The sequence below is a fragment of the Microbulbifer sp. GL-2 genome (assembly GCF_007183175.1).
Taxonomy (GTDB): Bacteria; Pseudomonadota; Gammaproteobacteria; order Pseudomonadales; family Cellvibrionaceae; genus Microbulbifer.
On record NZ_AP019807.1, the window covers coordinates 1,530,675 to 1,548,838 of the forward strand.

The 18,164-nt window shown below is 52.1% G+C and carries 14 protein-coding genes; 8 read left to right on the plus strand and 6 right to left on the minus strand.

Going from position 1 to position 18,164, the window contains the following annotated elements:
* Positions 1-115: 115 nt before the first annotated feature.
* Complete coding sequence (locus tag GL2_RS06690) at positions 116-1,303, plus strand: class I SAM-dependent rRNA methyltransferase (RefSeq protein ID WP_143729932.1); 1,188 nt, start codon at positions 116-118, stop codon at positions 1,301-1,303.
* A 73-nt stretch (positions 1,304-1,376) separates the two neighbouring features.
* Here GL2_RS06690 and GL2_RS06695 read toward each other — a convergent pair whose 3' ends face one another.
* Complete coding sequence (locus GL2_RS06695; protein WP_143729933.1) at positions 1,377-3,548, minus strand: TonB-dependent receptor domain-containing protein; 2,172 nt, start codon at positions 3,546-3,548, stop codon at positions 1,377-1,379.
* Positions 3,549-3,769: 221 nt separating this feature from the next.
* Here GL2_RS06695 and GL2_RS06700 point away from each other — a divergent pair, with 221 nt between their 5' ends.
* Both GL2_RS06700 and GL2_RS06705 read left to right on the plus strand, forming a co-directional pair.
* Entirely contained in the window at positions 3,770-4,213 is a 444-nt protein-coding gene (locus tag GL2_RS06700; RefSeq protein ID WP_143729934.1) for a hypothetical protein, read from the plus strand.
* 138 nt (positions 4,214-4,351) lie between these two features.
* Positions 4,352-5,032, plus strand: a complete 681-nt coding sequence (locus GL2_RS06705; RefSeq protein WP_143729935.1) for a phosphoadenosine phosphosulfate reductase family protein — start codon at positions 4,352-4,354, stop codon at positions 5,030-5,032.
* Between the two features lie 94 nt (positions 5,033-5,126).
* On the opposite strand, the gene GL2_RS06710 is transcribed toward GL2_RS06705, so the two are convergent.
* From GL2_RS06710 to dnaA, 5 genes are all read right to left on the minus strand, one after another.
* Positions 5,127-6,803: a hypothetical protein gene (locus tag GL2_RS06710; protein WP_143729936.1), complete on the minus strand. Its 1,677-nt coding sequence runs from the start codon at positions 6,801-6,803 to the stop codon at positions 5,127-5,129.
* Positions 6,804-7,234: 431 nt separating this feature from the next.
* The gene (gyrB, locus tag GL2_RS06715; RefSeq protein WP_143729937.1) at positions 7,235-9,655 is read right to left on the minus strand and encodes a DNA topoisomerase (ATP-hydrolyzing) subunit B; all 2,421 of its coding nucleotides are present in this window, start codon (positions 9,653-9,655) and stop codon (positions 7,235-7,237) included.
* Positions 9,656-9,673: 18 nt separating this feature from the next.
* Positions 9,674-10,780, minus strand: a complete 1,107-nt coding sequence (gene recF, locus GL2_RS06720) for a DNA replication/repair protein RecF (RefSeq protein ID WP_143729938.1) — start codon at positions 10,778-10,780, stop codon at positions 9,674-9,676.
* A 120-nt stretch (positions 10,781-10,900) separates the two neighbouring features.
* A complete protein-coding gene (gene dnaN, locus GL2_RS06725) occupies positions 10,901-12,007 on the minus strand; it encodes a DNA polymerase III subunit beta (RefSeq protein ID WP_143729939.1) in 1,107 nt (368 codons plus the stop codon).
* Positions 12,008-12,039: 32 nt separating this feature from the next.
* Positions 12,040-13,740 carry a chromosomal replication initiator protein DnaA gene (dnaA, locus tag GL2_RS06730; protein WP_143729940.1) on the minus strand — a complete coding sequence of 567 codons (1,701 nt, stop codon included), beginning with the start codon at positions 13,738-13,740 and terminating at the stop codon, positions 12,040-12,042.
* A 509-nt stretch (positions 13,741-14,249) separates the two neighbouring features.
* Between dnaA and rpmH the strand changes: the two genes are divergently transcribed.
* The 5 genes from rpmH to mnmE all read left to right on the plus strand — a co-directional run bounded on the left by rpmH (position 14,250) and on the right by mnmE (position 18,163).
* Complete coding sequence (rpmH, locus tag GL2_RS06735) at positions 14,250-14,384, plus strand: 50S ribosomal protein L34 (RefSeq protein ID WP_020413885.1); 135 nt, start codon at positions 14,250-14,252, stop codon at positions 14,382-14,384.
* Positions 14,385-14,416: 32 nt separating this feature from the next.
* Positions 14,417-14,803, plus strand: coding sequence for a ribonuclease P protein component (gene rnpA, locus GL2_RS06740; protein ID WP_143729941.1), 387 nt, complete (start codon positions 14,417-14,419; stop codon positions 14,801-14,803).
* Complete coding sequence (yidD, locus tag GL2_RS06745; protein ID WP_143729942.1) at positions 14,800-15,033, plus strand: membrane protein insertion efficiency factor YidD; 234 nt, start codon at positions 14,800-14,802, stop codon at positions 15,031-15,033. The genes rnpA and yidD overlap by 4 nt, the downstream gene beginning before the upstream one ends.
* An 8-nt stretch (positions 15,034-15,041) precedes the next feature.
* Positions 15,042-16,712, plus strand: coding sequence for a membrane protein insertase YidC (gene yidC / locus GL2_RS06750; protein ID WP_197736529.1), 1,671 nt, complete (start codon positions 15,042-15,044; stop codon positions 16,710-16,712).
* Between the two features lie 74 nt (positions 16,713-16,786).
* Positions 16,787-18,163 carry a tRNA uridine-5-carboxymethylaminomethyl(34) synthesis GTPase MnmE gene (gene mnmE / locus GL2_RS06755; RefSeq protein ID WP_143729944.1) on the plus strand — a complete coding sequence of 459 codons (1,377 nt, stop codon included), beginning with the start codon at positions 16,787-16,789 and terminating at the stop codon, positions 18,161-18,163.
* Position 18,164: the final 1 nt, after the last annotated feature.

The following is an 18,164-nucleotide window of genomic DNA, read 5'->3' on the forward strand; positions in this document are numbered from 1 at the left end:
ACTTTTTTCACCTAGCTGTCAACAGTCTTATTCCCAGGGTATCGACTAATACTTGACCTGGGATGCTGACCGCGCAAAATTGCTCACCAATTTGTACAGTCCTATGGAGATTCCCTTGCTGGAGTTAATACTGAATCGCGGCGCTGAACGCCGCCTAAAGCGCGGCCACCTATGGATTTACAGTAATGAAGTGGATACCAAGCGCTCTCCTCTCAAGGGAATGGAGCCCGGTAGTCTCTGTCAGGTACGCGACAACCAGGGAAAACTTCTTGGTACCGCTTTTGTGAACCCCAGCCAATTGATCTGTGGACGCCTCGTCAGTCGCCAATCCACCTTCACTAGCAACGATATAAGTGAGCGCTTACTTTCTGCATTGGAACAGCGCCAGCGCTACTTCGATCATCCCAGCTACCGATTGGTATATGGAGATTCGGATGGCCTGCCAGGCTTAGTTGTGGATAGGTTTAGCGATTACCTGACTGTTCAGGTGAGTAACTGGGGCATGCAACAGTTCCAGCAGCAGGTTGTGGATAAGTTAGTGGAACTGGTTCAACCAAAAGGCATACTGCTTAGAAATGACCACCAAGGCCGTGCAATGGAGGGAATGCCGTTGATCAAGGAGGTTGCCTTTGGCGAAGTCCCTGAAATGGTGCCTTTCGAGGAGAATGGTGTCCCCTTGCTATCACCGGTACATCAAGGGCAAAAAACCGGCTGGTTCTATGACCATCGCGAAAACCGCAGGCTGCTCAACCGCTGGGTAAAAGGCAAGCGGGTATTGGACCTGTTTTCCTATGCCGGAGGCTGGGGTATCCAAGCCCTGGCCAGTGGAGCCATCAGCGCCACTTGTGTGGATGCTTCGCAGCAGGCTCTAGGTTGGTGCCAGGTCAATGCCGATCACAACGGCCTTGTGGATAAACTCAGTACTGTCCACGGCAAGGCGCTGGATGTGCTCAAAGCCATGGTCGCCGATGGAGAAAAGTTCGATGTGATTGTGCTGGATCCACCGGCCTTTATTAAAAGACGTAAAGACCACAAGGCCGGCCTGGCTGCCTACCGCCATATCAACGAGCTGGCTATGCGCTTACTGGCGAGGGATGGACTGTTAGTAAGTGCTTCCTGCTCCATGCATCTACAATCCGATGAACTGCTCGACTGTATTCGCGGCGCCGCACACAAGCTCGGGCGGCGGGCAGCCATTCTCGGCAGTGGTGGCCAGGGGGCGGACCACCCGGTACATCCGGCAATTGCAGAGACCAACTACCTCAAGGCCCACTTTGTCCATCTGGGCGGTGAGCGCTGGTAACCTGATATCCCCACAAAAAGAACCCCGGTGTAAGCCGGGGTTCTTTATTTTATCGCCTTGTCACCAGATGAAGTTAGAAGACGTACTTCATCCCCACAGTGGCTGTACGAGGCCGGTTGGCACGGGCACCATCTGGACTGCGGCTGATAATCACCTGCTCATCGAACAGGTTATCCACTTTAAGATAACCGCTCAGGTCCGCACTGAAATCGTAGTGCGCGGCGGCATCCACCACCCACAGGGATTCTGTGTAATCGAAGCGATCCGAGTTGTCACTGCGGTTACATTCATAGTTCACGCACATCTCATCTTGATAAGCCGCAGTCAGGTTCAGACGCCAGGCCGCGCCGCTGTCCAGGCCTGTGGATACAGCAAATACGTTTTCCGGCAGATCCTGCAGGTTATCCCCTGCTAGCAAGTCACCATCATCGCTATCTTCAGTAATTTCTGCATCTGTGAATGTATAGGTAGCCCGTACTGGTATGGTCCATCCGTTAGCGAGTGTCCACTGACTACCAAAGGAGGCCTCCAGCCCTTGAATCTCGGCTTCACCCAGCTGGTAAGTGCCGCTTTCATCACCATTTGCGCATGGCACCGCTATGGAGCAGTTCTGTACCGCATTTTCATAGTCGCTATAGAAGGCGATGAGCTCAGCATTCAGACTCCCATTATCGAAGCGTGCGCCCCATTCGTAGTTTGTGGATAACTCTGGCCCCTGACCATCCGCTGCACCGGCACCGGGAGGGGCGAAGCCGCGATGTACTCCTGCCAACAGACTCCACTGTTCACTTAACTGATATACCAGGCCCAGGCCTGGCAGCCATTCATCCACCTGATTGGAGCGGTAGCTGTCGTTCTCGGTACGCTCAGCATCGTTATAACGCTGCTGCTCGGTCTCCACATCCTCATAGCGCAGAACGGCAGTCAGCGTCAGTTTGTCACTTAACTGGATATCATCGTAAACAAAGAAGGATGTGGCATCAGCCTCTTCAATACGGTTATTGCTTGAGCTTGGGAGATCAACACTATCAAATACAAGTTGGCCATCAACCTGATTATAAATTTCCACTGGTTGGAATCTATCCACCTCGTCCTGATGCTGGCGCACCCCAAAGGTCAATTCGTGATTAACTGAGCCGGTATTAAACAGCCAATCGGCACTGATCTGGATTCCCTTGGACTCATATTCGCGATTATTGTGTTTGATACCAAATGTGTAGTCCTCAACCCCGTCCAACACCGCCTGGGGGTCTTTAACTCCATCAATGCTTTGCCCAGTATTAACCGCTTCGATAAGATCACCCTCGCTGACCTTAAACCAGTCACGCTTGAACTTGTTGTAATAAGCCTGGGTGTGCAGGGTAAAGCTCTGGCTCAGTTCAATGCTGTGGTTCAGCTGGATAGTACTGTGGCGGTTCTGCATTTCGTCCAAAGCGCTGATACCGTAGCGACGATTGGGATCGTCATTAAAGTCGGCATCGGTCAGTCCCAGATAGCTCATGCCAGACTCCTCTTCGGAGTACTGGAGTTTGATATCCAGCTGCTGGCGATAGGTTGCATCCGCATCGGAGCTCAAACGCCCCTTTAATAGATAATCTTCTTTATTGATATCTGCGCTGCCAGCGCGATCAATTTCACGGAACCCATCAGCATACTGCTGCTGGGTTTCCAGCAACCAGCCAGTATTTTCTGTACTGGTGCCATAGTGGGCATGCACACGGGTTTCACCGTACTCACCAGCTTCCAGCTGCACCATCCCCTGGCTGGAAGAAGGAATAGGTGTGCTCAGCATATTGACCGCGCCACCCACGGTGAATGGGCCGTACTGTAAGGCAGCCGGGCCTTTTAGCACCTCAATGGCGTCCATACGACCTGCGCTGGGAAAATAGTAAGCCTCTGGCGCAGAGTAAGGTGCAGGGGCAACCAACACACCATCTTCCATCAGTGAAATCTTGGCAGAACGGCCACCCTGGGCGCCGCGAATGCCAATATTCGGACGCAGGCCGTAGCCATCTTCCTCCAGGATGTAGACACCCGGTACCGAGCGCATCATGCGGTTGATGTCCACAAATTCGAACTCAGCCAGCTCGTCTGCATCGACTAAGTGCGCTGAACCCGGCAACTTGGAAATGGACTCAGAGTCGCCGATAACGGAGATAGTCTCCAGACGCTGTTCAGCCAGACTGGGTACTGCGGTAAGTGCTGCCAGGGCAAAGGCCAATGGCGACAGGGAAAACCTTTTCATAAACCCCTCATTAATTTTTCGTAACTGTGTTTATTAATAAGAATGATTGTATTTTACCATTACTGTTCGTATTAGTTTACAGAACTATTTCTTGCCTTTTGGCGTCTTTTGGGGGAAAAATGGCTATATATTTGGTTTCTGTCCTAACAATTGGATGTTTTCTAGGATCTATCCTTTGGTCTGACTAGCATTGGCCTTATGTATCCGCTTCGGGGGTGCCCATGATCCGAAAAGCAGAATTCAAGGAACTGGATAGGCTCGAGCAACTTTGGCTGCATGCTGCTGCCAACTCACACCCCTCCCTGCCCCGTCAGTTCTGGATTGATCATGTGGTCCAGTTTCGCCGGGATTTTCGTCAGGCCAGTCTCAGCCTTGTCTTTACAGGCCGCCATAGTGCTGTAGCCGAGGCATTTATCGCGCTATTGGGACAGGACAGAATCGCGTATTTGTGTGTTAGCCCGTTATTTTCCGGCTGTGGTATTGGCGCCAGCCTGATCACCGCTGCCGGCCGTGGTAAACCCCTGTTGCAAGCACAGGTACTGCGGGAAAATCTTCGCACCCGTTATTTCCTACAAAAGCACGGGTTTGTGGAAACCGAACGCAGCTATAACACCGAATACGGCCAACACCTGATTCAGATGTGCTGTGAACTGGACTCCAAGTAACTGTTTATGCCCGCTTCCCTAGTAAAATGGATTTACTTATAACTGATACTTATTGATTCACTTCTTTTTATTGTTTCTACGTGACAAATTAACCGGGTAGCATGCCTCTATCCTAATTTTCCTATGCGCTGATTTTTTATGGGACATATCGCTTCCACTAATGCCCTGCGGTCTCTTTCTGACCGCTTCTTCCACCACGGTGCTGATCTGGCATCGCTGAACGAGACTTTTGCCGGGGCTAAACCCAGTGAAGTTATGCAGTTCACCATGGAAAAGGCGCAGAATCCGGTGGTTTTCACCAATTTCCGCCCTCTCGCGGTGGCTTTCCTACACCTGGTAACCAGGGCCAAGTCTGATATCCCGGTTATCTGGGTGGACCATGGCTACAACACGCCGGAAACCTATCGGCATATTGAGAGGGTGGTTAATACGCTGAATCTGAATCTGCGTACCTATTCACCCAAGATGTCGGCGGCACACTATAACGCGGTCTATGGCGGTATCCCCCAGCTCGATACCCCCGAACACGACTTCTTCTCGCGCACGGTTAAGCTCGAGCCCTTTAACCGCGCGATGCAAGAGCTACAACCGGATGTGTGGTTGAACGGCATTCGCCACGATCAAAATGCCCACCGTAAAAACCTGGATGTATTTACCCAGGGCAATCACGGCACTATTCGTGTGGCTCCCATGTTCCACTTGAGAGAAATCGATGTGGAAGAGTATGTTTACGAAAATGAGCTGCCAGATAACGATGTGTACTTCGATCCCACCAAGGGCGAAGAGCATCGGGAGTGTGGGTTGTTACTGGAAAAATAATCCTTACTTACTATCTAGCTACACAGGGAAATTTGTTGGCACAAAGCTGGATTATTGCCGCCTGCGTTGTGCCTAATCTATTTCTTTAAAAAATTTACATCCTATTGGTAGAGTTCACTAATAGCTCACCTTCGGCATAGAGTTCACAGCGATCTTTTACTTGATACTGCTCTCTCTGCTCCTCGCAGGTCTGAAGAGCATTCTGATTTGCATCAGCCTGGTTGATGCCCTCTTCATTAAATCCCACGACAAATGCGCCACGGTAGTCCATAGCTATGGCCAGTGCTTTAGTGCCAGGGTACTCTCGGTACGCAGACATTAATTGCCCCAATCCACTCACTTCGGACTCAAGCTCAAAGTCCAGTTCCTCTCCTTTCCCAAGATCAATCAACATTGACTGTAGCTGCGCACGGGGTTCCTCTTTGCTTATTTGCATAAAAAGTGGCTGGGAAACATTAGCAAATAGATCTCGGTCGCGATTTAGATAGAGTTCCATGGCATACCACCAGGCAATACCTGTTTCTCTCGGCGCGCGCAAATATGCCTGCTTCAGTATTTCCATGTACTTCTGCCGTGGGTAACCTAATACTTGCATGGTAATTGCTAACTCATGCCAATAAGCTGGTACCTCTCCACCGGCGTTCACCAATTGGACATACTGATCGCGAATTTTTTTTAACTTCCCGGGATTAATCACCTCCTCTTCTTCCAAGGCCGCATATAGTTCATTTTTTGCTTGGGCTTCCAGATACCAGGTTTCCCCATGATAGTCAGCTGGAATTGTCTCTAATATCTTCCCCGCTTCGGTGTAGTTTCTCTCACCCGTGAGGGCTATCGCTAGAGCTGATTTTAGTGATGGGCTGGAAACCTGCTTCTTTTCTGCATAGGCAATAAATTTTTCTAATGCTTCTGAGCCCTTCTCTGAAATCGCCATAAAATGGGCCAATTCAGCGACAGCTTCACTGCTCGCCATCAACTGAATGGAAGGACTCTCAATTACACTACGATCGGAAAACTCATCAGTGAAGTAATTAAACTGGCTTTTCGATAATTTTTTATAGTGCTCATTGAGTTCTTCAAAAGTCATCCCTAGAGCCTTGGGTAGGCTTGTAATCGGGTCCGCGCCAGCATTGTAGGATTCTAAATATTCCTCCAAGGCTTTACTTCTATCGGTATCAAAGAGCATCCAATGGGTTAGCATCCAACCACTGGCATAGAGGGCCTCGGTATCTCTAACATTTAGTGAGCCCCTTTTTGCGGAAAGCAGCTTATCCAGCGGCATCTCTCTGCTCCGATAAAGACTGATTGCACGATCAATGGGTATCTTCCCAAAGTGGTACTTGTTATTCTCACCGAAATCGACAGTGGAAAAGACCTCCGCAATGCCCTCACTAAACCAATAGGGATATAACTGCTTGCTTTCACTGTAAGTTAAAAAGTGTGTATATTCATGGAATAGTGTCTGGCGGGCAGGATTATCTGGTAGAAAACGATTTCCATTAAGATTGAGCAACACATAACTTCCATAGGAAGTGTTATGAAACTGTCCAATTGTATTTTGTGCAGATTCACGACCACTGACCCCCTCAAAGCTGAGTCGATCATTCAACGCATATAAAGTCAGCTTCTGTTGGTCGGGTGAACTAAAGAAATCACTTTGCAAAACCCGAAAGCGCTCTAAGTCTACAGCGAGTTTTTTTATTTGCTTAGGGTTATCATTGGTAACGATTCGAAAATGATCAGTTTTAATTTCGTACCATTTTGAATTCACGAGCTTTTGTGTGCTGGTGCAACCATAAAAAAATAATAAAAAAACACCAATAACCCACATTAGCTGACGCACTCTACCGCTAATATAATGAATTAGTTTCCCCATTTTTTTGGTCCGTATTTTTTAGTTTTAAATTAAGACGGTTTAATTAGCAGAATATATAGATATTTTACGTTTTAAAAAAAATAATTATGTGGCTTTTCTAGTTTTAAATTGTAGTTTTTTATCGTTTTTCGTTAATTAATTTGAAGCTAGTATTGTGTGTACTGGGATCAGTAACTTCAGGGGTGTGTGGCACTGTTTGGTGGGCGGTTACATGTGCCGAATTTTGTACAACGCTTCTGCAGGTGAGGAAAATGCCGCACAGTAATTTCCCAACTTTAATTATGTAGTAAATTACTGTGCAGTTGTCGAAGATAGGCTTGCGCCAATTAAACGTCTAAGTTCTCCACCGCCAGAGCATTACTTTCAATAAAGTCACGGCGAGGTTCAACCTGATCGCCCATCAGCGTGGTAAAGATCTGGTCAGCAGCAATGGCATCCTCAACCGTTACCTGCAGCATACGGCGGCTCTCGGGGTCCATAGTGGTATCCCATAGCTGCTCCGGATTCATCTCTCCCAGACCTTTATAACGCTGAATACCATAGCCTCGTCGACTCTCATTCATCAGCCAGTCCATTACTTCCGGGAAGCTATCGACAGCGTATTGCTTTTCGCCCCGCTGGATAAAGGCGCCCTCTTCCAGAAGGCCCACCATTTTTTCCCCCAGCGTGTAGATGGAGGTGTACTCCGCGGAGTCGAAGAATTCATGGTTGATCAGATAGTCGCTACCAACTCCATGGGCCACTATGTGAATGTGCGGTAGGAACAGGCCACGCTCGGTGTTCTCTTGTACGGTCACTTCATGGCGACGGGTACCGCCGCTCTCTTCGTCGGCGAGCTTCTCCTGCAATTGAGCACACCAGGCTGTCACCTTCTCCTTGGACAGCAGATCTTCTTGGGACAGTTTCGGCAGGTAAATCATGCTACGCAGCACTTCTTCGGGGTAGAGCCGCGAAAGGCGGTCGATAGTGGCCAGTACACCACGGTATTCCCCCACCAGACTTTCCAGGGAGGCTCCAGATAAACCTGGCGCATCAGGATTTACGAACAGTGTGGCGCCTTCCAGGGCGGCATTGGTGAGGAACTGGGTCAGGGCCGCCTCGTCCTTCAGGTATTGCTCCTGCTTACCTTTGGAGATTTTGTATAGCGGCGGCTGGGCAATGTAAATATGACCGCGCTCAATCAGTTCCGGCATCTGACGGAAGAAGAAGGTAAGCAGCAGTGTGCGGATATGAGCTCCATCTACGTCCGCATCGGTCATGATAATAATGCTGTGATAGCGCAGCTTGTCTGGATTGAACTCGCTCTTGCCGATACCACAACCCAGTGCGGTAATCAGGGTGCCAACTTCGGCACTGGAGAGCATCTTATCGAAGCGCGCTTTTTCCACATTCAGGATCTTGCCCTTCAGCGGCAGAATTGCCTGGGTACGCCGATCGCGGCCCTGTTTGGCAGAACCGCCGGCGGAATCACCCTCCACCAGGTAGATTTCGGACAGTGCCGGGTCTTTCTGCTGGCAATCCGCCAGTTTGCCGGGCAGGCCAGCGATATCCAGGGCGCCCTTGCGACGGGTCATTTCACGCGCTTTGCGCGCCGCCTCGCGGGCCTTAGCCGCATCGATCATCTTGGTAACAACAGACTTGGCTTCCTGTGGGTTTTCCATCAGGTAGTCGTTGAAGTGATGGCCCATCTCCTGCTCGACAGCTGGTTTCACCTCGGAGGAAACCAGTTTGTCCTTGGTCTGGGAGGAGAACTTGGGGTCAGGGACTTTCACGGAAATAATCGCGGTAAGGCCTTCACGGGCATCGTCGCCAGTGGTATTCACCTTGTCCTTCTTGCCCAATCCTTCACGTTCTATATAGCTATTCAGGCCGCGTGTCAGAGCGGCGCGGAAACCCGCCAAATGAGTACCGCCATCGCGCTGGGGGATATTGTTGGTGTAGCAGAAGATGTTTTCCTGGAAGCTGTCGTTCCATTGCAGTGCGACTTCCACCGCGGTGCCATCTTCGCGTTGACTACTAAAGTGAAGTACCTTATTGACTGGTGTTTTGTTCTGATTGAGGAACTCAACGAAGGCACTCAGGCCGCCTTCGTATTCATAAATCTCCTCTTTACCAGTGCGCTCATCTTTCAGCACGATACGTACACCGGAGTTCAAAAAGGACAACTCGCGCAGGCGCTTAGCCAAGATATCGAAGTGGAACTCGATATTATTAAAGGTTTCAGCGGAGGGCTTAAAATGTACCGTAGTCCCGCTGATATCGCTATCACCCACGATTTCCAACGGTGCCTGCGGTACACCATGGTGATAAATCTGCTCGTGGATTTTACCCCCACGGCGGATAGTCAGCTTTAGTTCCCTGGAGAGAGCATTTACCACCGAGACACCTACACCGTGCAGGCCACCAGATACCTTATAGGTGTTATCGTCAAACTTACCGCCGGCATGGAGCACGGTCATAATCACTTCCGCTGCGGAAACACCCTCTTCCGAGTGAATCTCTGTTGGAATACCGCGACCATTATCAGATACCGATATCGACTCATCTGGATGGATGGTTACACGGATCTCATCACAGTGACCGGCCAGCGCTTCATCGATAGAGTTGTCGACCACCTCGAACACCATATGGTGCAGGCCCGTACCATCGTCCGTATCGCCGATATACATTCCGGGGCGCTTGCGCACCGCATCCAGGCCTTTTAATACCTTGATACTGCTCGAGTCATAGCTTTGCTGCTCTGACATTTATTCGCTCCATTCAACTTATTGTGCAGCCGATGCTTCGGCGCTGATATTCCCATGTTCCACGTGGAACACTTTCGGACAATTCCAGGGGGCCTCAAGTCGTCGCCAGGGGCGGCTCGTGATGCCCTCTTCAATTCCTGTGACAAGTACCTGACTTGCGCAACGGCTGACCCAGTGCGCAAATACCTGTTGATTGTTTTCATCCAACTCCGCCGGTAGGTCGTCCACCAGGAACACCGGTTTCTCACGGTGACGGCAAACCAACTGCGCCATAGCCGTGCGCATGGCGCACACCAGCATCTTCTGCTGGCCGCGGGATAAAATATTGTGTGCGGGTTCACCCGCGACAGTAAATCGAACATCGGCTCGATGGGGCCCTATACGTGTGTGCCCCTGTGAGAGGTCCCCTACCCGGGATTCTCTCAGTGCTTCTCCGAGAGCCTGCTCTTTGCGCCAGCCACGTCGATAGCTGATATCCACACGCCCAAGTAAGCTTTCAGGTAATTCAGCCAGCAGGGCCAACACAGCAGCCTGTAACTCGATAAAACTGGCCTGACGTAAGGTATCCACCTTTTCACCACTCACCGCGAGCTGCTCTTCCCAGGCACTGATGACATCCGCATCGATTTTACCACGACGCAACAATGCATTTCGCTGTCGAAGTGCTATTTGGTAGTTTTTCCATTCCTGAGCAAAAATATGTTCCACGTGGAACACTGTCCAGTCTAAAAGTCGCCGACGAACACCGGGACCACCATCCAGGGCAGAGAAACTCTCACTGTTAATCAATTGAAGTGGCAGACAGCTGGCAAGCTGTGAGCTGGATTCAGCCGTCGCCTGGTTTATCCTGACTCGGCCACTTCCATCAGTGAGACGCTCAACCCCCAATGTGATTCCACTATCCAACTGTGAAAATACAGTTAACCCTCGATTCTCATACTGGATAACAGATTTATGTTGACGCGATCGAAATGAGCGGCCGGTAGCCAACATATGCACGGCTTCCAAAATGGAGGTCTTGCCACTGCCATTGGCACCACAAAATAAATTCACCCCCGTACCCAGGGCGAGATCAGCTTGAGAAATATTGCGAAAATTGGAAATGAGGAGACGGGTCAGTGCCATAGACACTTTCCCTTACTGGGCAGAGAAATACCAGCAGCGAGATTCAAAAAAAATAAAGGGACCGCAGCGCGGTTGGTCAGGGCGGTCCCCACTCCATTATGAGCCAAGAGCCCGTAAACCTTACAGGCGCATCGGCATAATCACGTAAAGGGCATCCCCCTCCTCAGGCTGTTGCAACAACGCACTGCTGTTGGCATCTGCCAGGCTGATACGGATCTGGTCACTATGGATAGCGCCCGTAACGTCGAGGAGGTAAGACACGTTGAAGCCAATTTCCATGACCTCTCCCACGTAATCCACCAACATCTGCTCCTCTGCCTCCTCCTGTTCCGGGTTGTTAGCAACGATTTGCAATAGTCCTTCAGAAACCTGTAGACGCACACCGCGGTACTTCTCATTAGAGAGAATCGCCGCGCGGGAGAAGGCCTGGCGCAGACCCTGACGATCCGCGTATACAACATTGCCGGCACCCCGAGGTAATACTCGGTCGTAATCCGGAAACTTGCCGTCCACCAACTTGGAGGTAAAGGTAAACTGACCACTAACCACACGAATATGGTTGTTACCCAAAACAACCTGCGCCTGGGCATCAGAGTCCTCAAGCAGGCGTCCCAGCTCCAGCACACCCTTGCGCGGCACAATAGCCTGGATGGGCTCGGACACATTCAACCCTGGTGCATCACGATCACACAACGCTAAGCGGTGCCCGTCAGTTGCCACGGCGCGAAGCTGCTGTGGGCGACACTCCAACAGCAAGCCATTCAGGTAGTAGCGCACGTCCTGCTGTGCCATTGCGAAGCTGGTGGCTTCAATAAGGCGACGAATCTCACGCTGGGAAATATCGAAACGGGTCTGGGCACTGGCCTCTTCCTGGTTGGGGAAGTCCGCTGCGGGCAGGGTCGATAACTGAAAACGGCTGCGGCCGCTGCGCAGGACCAGGCGCTCGCCATCGCGTTCAAACTTTAATTCGGCACCATCAGGCAGTGAGCGACAGATATCCAGCAACTTGCGTGCGGGGACGGTGACTTCACCTTCCATTTCAACGCCGTCTACTGGCAGGCGGCCAACAATCTCGACCTCAAGGTCGGTACCGGTCAGGGACAATTCCTGACCTTGTAATTGCATCAATACATTGGCCAGGACCGGCAGAGTCTGGCGTTTTTCGACAACGCCGGCTACCAGTTGTAGCGGTTTCAGCAGGGCGTCCCGGCTAACATTGAATTTCATCGGTAGTTTCGCCTTGTTTGTCTGTTATTCGATTAAGTGGTCAACGACCGTGTCAGTAACTTTACGTCCTCGCGGATATCCGCGTCGGACTCCTGCAGTTCGCGGATTTTACGGCAGGCGTGCAGGACAGTTGTATGATCCCGCCCACCAAAGGCATCGCCGATCTCCGGCAAGCTGTGGTTGGTCAGCTCTTTAGCCAGTGACATGGCAACTTGGCGCGGCCGCGCCACCGAGCGGCTGCGTCGTTTCGAGAGCAGGTCCGCCACCTTTATTTTGTAGTACTCCGCTACCACCCGTTGGATATTATCCACACTCACCAGGCGATCCTGCAGGGCCAATAGATCCTTGAGGGCCTCGCGCACCAGCACATCGTCAATAGCGCGGCCAGTAAACTGGGCGTTGGCAATGACCCGGCGTAGAGCCCCCTCAAGCTCACGTACATTAGAGCGAATACGTTGGGCAATAAAGAAAGCTGAGTCATGGGGTAACTCCACTCCAAACTGTTCCGCCTTCTTCATTAATATCGCAACACGGGTCTCCAACTCTGGGGGTTCCACAGCTACCGTTAGTCCCCAACCAAAACGGGATTTGAGGCGCTCCTCTAGCCCGTCGATCTCCTTCGGGTAGCGATCACAGGTCAGGATGATCTGCTGCCCACCCTCGAGCAGGGCATTAAAGGTGTGGAAAAACTCTTCCTGGGAACGCTCCTTGCCGGCGAAAAACTGGATATCGTCAATCAACAACGCATCCACTGAGCGGTAGTAGCGCTTGAAATCACTGATCGCGTTGAGCTGCAATGCCTTCACCATATCCGCCACAAAGCGCTCGGAATGCAGGTAAACGACTTTGGCATTTGGGTTGCGAACCAACAGCGCATTGCCCACGGCATGCATTAAGTGAGTTTTACCCAGGCCAACACCGCCATATATAAAAAGGGGATTATAGGCGCCACCGGGATTGTCAGAGATCTGTTGCGCGGCGGCTAGCCCCAGCTGGTTGGACTTGCCCTCAACAAAAGATTTGAACGTGAAATTGCGGTTGAGTGAGCTGCCGTGTTTGATCGCACCCTCTACCTCAACCTGACGCACCGGCGGCTCCGGTATTGAGCGTGTCATCTCGTTCATAGCGGGTGAGCGCAGGTCTGTCAGTGCCAACTCTCCGGTGGTCATCTGGTCCGCCGTCGCTTCTTCCGCCACCGCAGGGTGGGGGGTGCCCCGCAAACCATGGCTAAAGGCACCAACAGGCATTGGCTGGGGCGGAACGGTCGAAGATGGCGATGGCTGGGCCGAGGCAGGCATTGCCAAACCCGGAGAGTTGTGCGATCCGCTCTGATTAGGTGCTACACCACTGTGGTGCATACCGGGCCTGTCCAGCGATGCAGCCGTGGCAGGCGACGGTGCTATAGGAACCGGCGGAGGCGTTTGTACTGGTGTATGTGGTGCAGGCTCTATAGCTGCGCGGTTGCGCTGGAAACGCGCAGGTCGGCGCGCCGTAATCTCCAGAGCCACCTGTAGTGGCTGGCTGGGAGAACACTGGTGCACCAGCTCACGGATACGATGCAGGAATTTACCGCCAACCCAGTCCAACACGAAGCGGTTCGGTGCGATCAGGCGCAATTCACCCTCAGCACACACGGGATTGACGCGCAGCGGCCTGATCCAGGTGTTGAACTGCTGCGATGGCAGCTCGTCCTGCAAACAACCAGCGCACTGCTTCCAAACGGATTCAGTCAAGAAACCCCCCAAAAACCCCAATATGGTAAGACCACGGAGAAACGGCAAGACCGGACAGGAAGCGTCCGAGGCCGTCAAATAAGATCGGCGCAGTATACCTTTCCAAGACCGGGTTATCCACAAGAAAGACTACCGCTGTTGAAAAAACTGCGCAAAAAAGTCCACACAATCAAGTGTTTGCACAACAATTAAACAATTGAACACTACTCTTGGGGAATCTTATCCACAGAGACCTGTGTATATCTTGGTATCAATCAGTGGGCATCGCGAGATACTTCAAGTACCTCAAGGGCTTGATGAAATGACGTAAAATGGCACCCGAAATTTGTTGGCAAACACAGCGAATTTCCCCGGTGAGTGCGTTGCTTTCACTGCTGCCTTTCTATACAATCCGCGGCCTTCGCAGCGCGTAGCTCCGTCTGACCCGGCTTTGTGCCGGACCGGAGTCCAGGCCGCGGCCGGGGATGGTCCCGAGAAATTTCGAACACAAAGTCTCAGGTAGCAAGACTATGAAACGCACATTTCAACCCAGCAACTTGAAGCGCAAGCGCACTCACGGTTTCCGCGCTCGCATGGCAACTAAAAACGGCCGTAAAATCCTGGCCCGCCGTCGCGCTAAAGGCCGCAAAGTACTGTCTGCATAAGATTTCTCCTCTTTTTTTAGAGATATCTATTTATGCAGCAGGCGCGCAGCAGCTTCGGATTTGCCAAGACGCTGCGCCTGCTGAATGCGGCGCAGTACAGCAAGGTTTTCAATGAAAACCTTGTGCGCGCCGCGCATCCTCATTTTCTGATCCTCGCCCGTCCCAATGGGTTGGAGCACCCGCGCCTCGGTTTGGTAATCGCCAAAAAGCATGTGCGCAATGCCACCGACCGCAATCAAATCAAACGCATTACCCGTGAGACCTTCCGCCTGCTGCAACATGAATTGCCGCCGCTGGATGCTGTGGTTCTCGCACGCCCGGGGGTCGCAGATCTGGATAAGGCCGCTCTGGCGAAGCAGCTCAACAAACTTTGGCGCAAACTGGCCAAGCGTGCGCAACAGCCACAGCAAAAGACATGAAGTGGCTGCTGATCAAGCTGATTCACGCATACCGCTACCTGGCCAGTCCTTGGGTAGGCAACCAGTGTCGCTTTTACCCAACATGTTCCCGATACTCCGAAGAGGCTATTGAAACCCACGGAGCTATAAAGGGGGGTTATTTAACGGTGCGTCGCCTTATAAAATGCCACCCCTGGCACCCTGGTGGGCTGGACCCGGTCCCCCCCGCCAGACACAAAAACACTCTCTAGGTATTAAGATGGATTGGCAACGCTATACGCTGGCTGGCGGAATCATCGCAGTTCTCCTGGCACTTATTTTCCAGTGGAACGCATTTCAAGAGCAGCACACTCCTGAACTAGACCGCGAAACCGTAGTGCAGACTGGCGGCGAAACCATCAGTCAACCTCCCACTGAGGCCGCCAGCAGTAGTAGCAGCGATATACCGCAACTACAAGCACAAGCGCCTAGTGCCACTGAAACACAGAGTAAACAGGGCCAGCTCGTCAGTGTGACCACCGATGTCTTCGATATCCTGATAAATCCCTTCGGCGGTGATATCGTCAAAGTCGCCCTGCGCGACTTCCAGGAGAAACTTGACACCCCGGATCAGCCACTCATCCTGTTAAACCAGACGCGCAACCACACCTACATCGCCCAAAGTGGTCTTATCGGCAGAAATGGAACTGATCGCAGCACTACCGACAGACCGCTCTTTAAAGTGGAAAAAACCGAATACGCGATGGTCGAGGGGGATGACACCTTGGTTGTGGACCTCACCCTGCAACAGGATGGTGCCAATATTACCAAGCGCTTCACATTCAAGCGCGGTGACTACCTAATACAGGTAGCCTATCTGGTGGATAACACCAGCGACAAGCCCTGGTCTGCCGCCCTATATGGTCAAATTAAACGCGATACCAGTGAGCCCGTCACCGACACCGGTTTTGGTATGTCGCCTTTCCTCGGCGCCGCGATGCGTACCAACGAACAAAATTACTTTAAGCAGGATTTCGAAGAGATTGCTGAGTCCCCCACCGACGAGAAAGTTGAAGGTGGTTGGGTCGCTATGGTGCAACACTACTTCCTCAGTGCTTGGGTCCCCCCCCAAAACGAACGCAACACCTTTCAGCTGAAAGAGCTATCCAATGGACTGTTTGGCATGAGCTTTACAACGCCAGCCAAACAAATCCCCGCCGCTACCCAGGGAGAGCTGACAGCTTCTTTCTATGCGGGTCCGAAAGATGTCTACCGACTGGAAGAAATCTCCCCCGGCCTCGACCTGACGGTCGACTACGGCTGGCTGTGGTGGATTGCCAAGCCGCTGTTCCGCGTACTGCACTTTATCCAAGAGCACATTGTCAGCAACTGGGGCTGGGCAATTATCCTACTCACCGTCTTTATCAAGACACTGTTGCTACCCCTGTCTGCTGCTGGCACTAAATCCATGGCGCGTATGCGCAAATTTGCACCGCAGATGAAAAAACTGCAGGAGCAGTACAAGGATAACCGACAGAAGCTGGCGGAAGAGACCATGAAGCTCTACCGCCGCGAGAAGATCAACCCGATGGGTGGCTGCCTGCCTATCCTGCTGCAGATGCCGGTCTTTATCGCCCTTTACTGGATGCTGACCGAGACCGTTGAGCTGCGACACGCACCCTGGATCTTCTGGATTCATGATCTGTCGGCAAAAGACCCTTACTTCATCCTGCCGGTTTTGATGGGTGCATCCATGTGGTTTATGCAAAAACTGAACCCCGCACCCACCGATCCGACCCAGGCGCGTATCATGCAGTTAATGCCGGTGATGATGACTGTGTTCTTCCTGTGGTTCCCAGCTGGCCTGGTACTTTACTGGATTGCCAATAACCTGATCACCATTAGCCAGACCTGGTATATCAACAAACAAGTGGATGCCGGAAAGTACTGATCAATCCGCAACAAGTACGATAAACAAAGGGCCGCAAAGCGGCCCTTTTCCGTTCCGTCGAGTAAACTCAGCCGATGACACAGCAAAGCCTCAATCGCGATACCATCGTCGCCGTCGCCACAGCACCTGGGCGCGGCGGTATTGGCGTAATCCGCCTATCAGGCAACAATGCCCAGCATATCGCCCAAAAGATCTGTGGAGAAAAGCCCCTCAAACCGCGCTATGCACACTACCGCGACTTTATCCACAAAGAGCAATTGATCGACCAGGGCCTGGCCCTGTTCTTCCCCAATCCCAACTCTTTTACCGGTGAGGATGTGGTAGAGATACAGGGTCATGGGGGCCCGGTAATTCTCGACCAACTGCTACACGCAGCCATTGAACTGGGAGCGCGCCAAGCGCGCCCCGGTGAGTTTTCCGAACGCGCCTTCCTAAACGACAAAATGGACCTGACCCAGGCCGAGGCTATCGCCGACCTGATTGATGCCGGCAGTGCCCAAGCGGCACTCAATGCCATGCGTTCGCTACAGGGGGCTTTTTCCGAAAAAATCGAAGATCTTGTAGAAAACCTCACTCACCTGCGAATTTTTGTAGAGGCGGCTATCGACTTCCCCGAAGAGGAAATCGACTTTCTTGCAGATGGCAAGGTTGCCTCAGATATCGAGACCCTGCAGGCACAAATGACCAGTGTGGAAGCTCAGGCCCGCCAAGGTGCCATTATGCGCGAGGGGATGCGTGTGGCCATTGCCGGGCGCCCCAATGCCGGCAAATCCAGCCTGCTCAATGCCTTGGCCGGACATGAAGCCGCCATCGTCACGGACATCGCCGGTACTACCAGGGATGTGTTACGTGAACATATCCACATTGATGGCATGCCACTGCAATTCGCCGATACCGCAGGATTGCGCGATGCACCCGACAGGGTCGAGCAAATCGGCATAGAACGCGCCTGGGAGGAAATTCACCAAGCCGACCGGGTATTGCTGGTTATGGACGCCGAGCAACTGCACTCCCTGAATCCCGCTGAAGCCTGGCCAGAGTTTACCAGCCGTTTAGCGGATCAAAGTAAGCTCACCTTGGTGCTAAATAAAATTGATCTCACTGATTACAATGCCGGCTTACAGGCACATACCGAGGGTGTACCGGTGATCGCCATCAGTGCCAAAACCGGTGCAGGACTGGATGCCCTGAAACAACATTTAAAGCAGAGTATTGGTTTCAGTGGCGCATCAGAAGGTAACTTCAGTGCTAGACGCCGCCACCTAGAGGCGCTGAATCGCGCTCAAGCATTTATCGACCAGGGAGCGCAGCAATTACACGCCAACGGAGCCGGCGAATTGCTCGCTGAGGATCTACGCCGGGCCCAACAAGAGCTGGGGGAGATCACCGGCACCGTCAGTGCTGACGATTTACTGGGCAAGATCTTTGGCAGCTTCTGTATCGGAAAATAGA

Bases quoted from the DNA above. Each gene is read 5' to 3' on its own strand.
- GL2_RS06695 (WP_143729933.1), bottom strand. From the start codon at position 3,548: ATGAAAAGGTTTTCCCTGTCGCCATTGGCCTTTGCCCTGGCAGCACTT.
- GL2_RS06700 (WP_143729934.1), top strand. From the start codon at position 3,770: ATGATCCGAAAAGCAGAATTCAAGGAACTGGATAGGCTCGAGCAACTT.
- GL2_RS06705 (WP_143729935.1), top strand. From the start codon at position 4,352: ATGGGACATATCGCTTCCACTAATGCCCTGCGGTCTCTTTCTGACCGC.
- gyrB (WP_143729937.1), bottom strand. From the start codon at position 9,655: ATGTCAGAGCAGCAAAGCTATGACTCGAGCAGTATCAAGGTATTAAAA.
- recF (WP_143729938.1), bottom strand. From the start codon at position 10,780: ATGGCACTGACCCGTCTCCTCATTTCCAATTTTCGCAATATTTCTCAA.
- dnaN (WP_143729939.1), bottom strand. From the start codon at position 12,007: ATGAAATTCAATGTTAGCCGGGACGCCCTGCTGAAACCGCTACAACTG.
- rpmH (WP_020413885.1), top strand. From the start codon at position 14,250: ATGAAACGCACATTTCAACCCAGCAACTTGAAGCGCAAGCGCACTCAC.
- rnpA (WP_143729941.1), top strand. From the start codon at position 14,417: ATGCAGCAGGCGCGCAGCAGCTTCGGATTTGCCAAGACGCTGCGCCTG.
- yidD (WP_143729942.1), top strand. From the start codon at position 14,800: ATGAAGTGGCTGCTGATCAAGCTGATTCACGCATACCGCTACCTGGCC.
- yidC (WP_197736529.1), top strand. From the start codon at position 15,042: ATGGATTGGCAACGCTATACGCTGGCTGGCGGAATCATCGCAGTTCTC.
- mnmE (WP_143729944.1), top strand. From the start codon at position 16,787: ATGACACAGCAAAGCCTCAATCGCGATACCATCGTCGCCGTCGCCACA.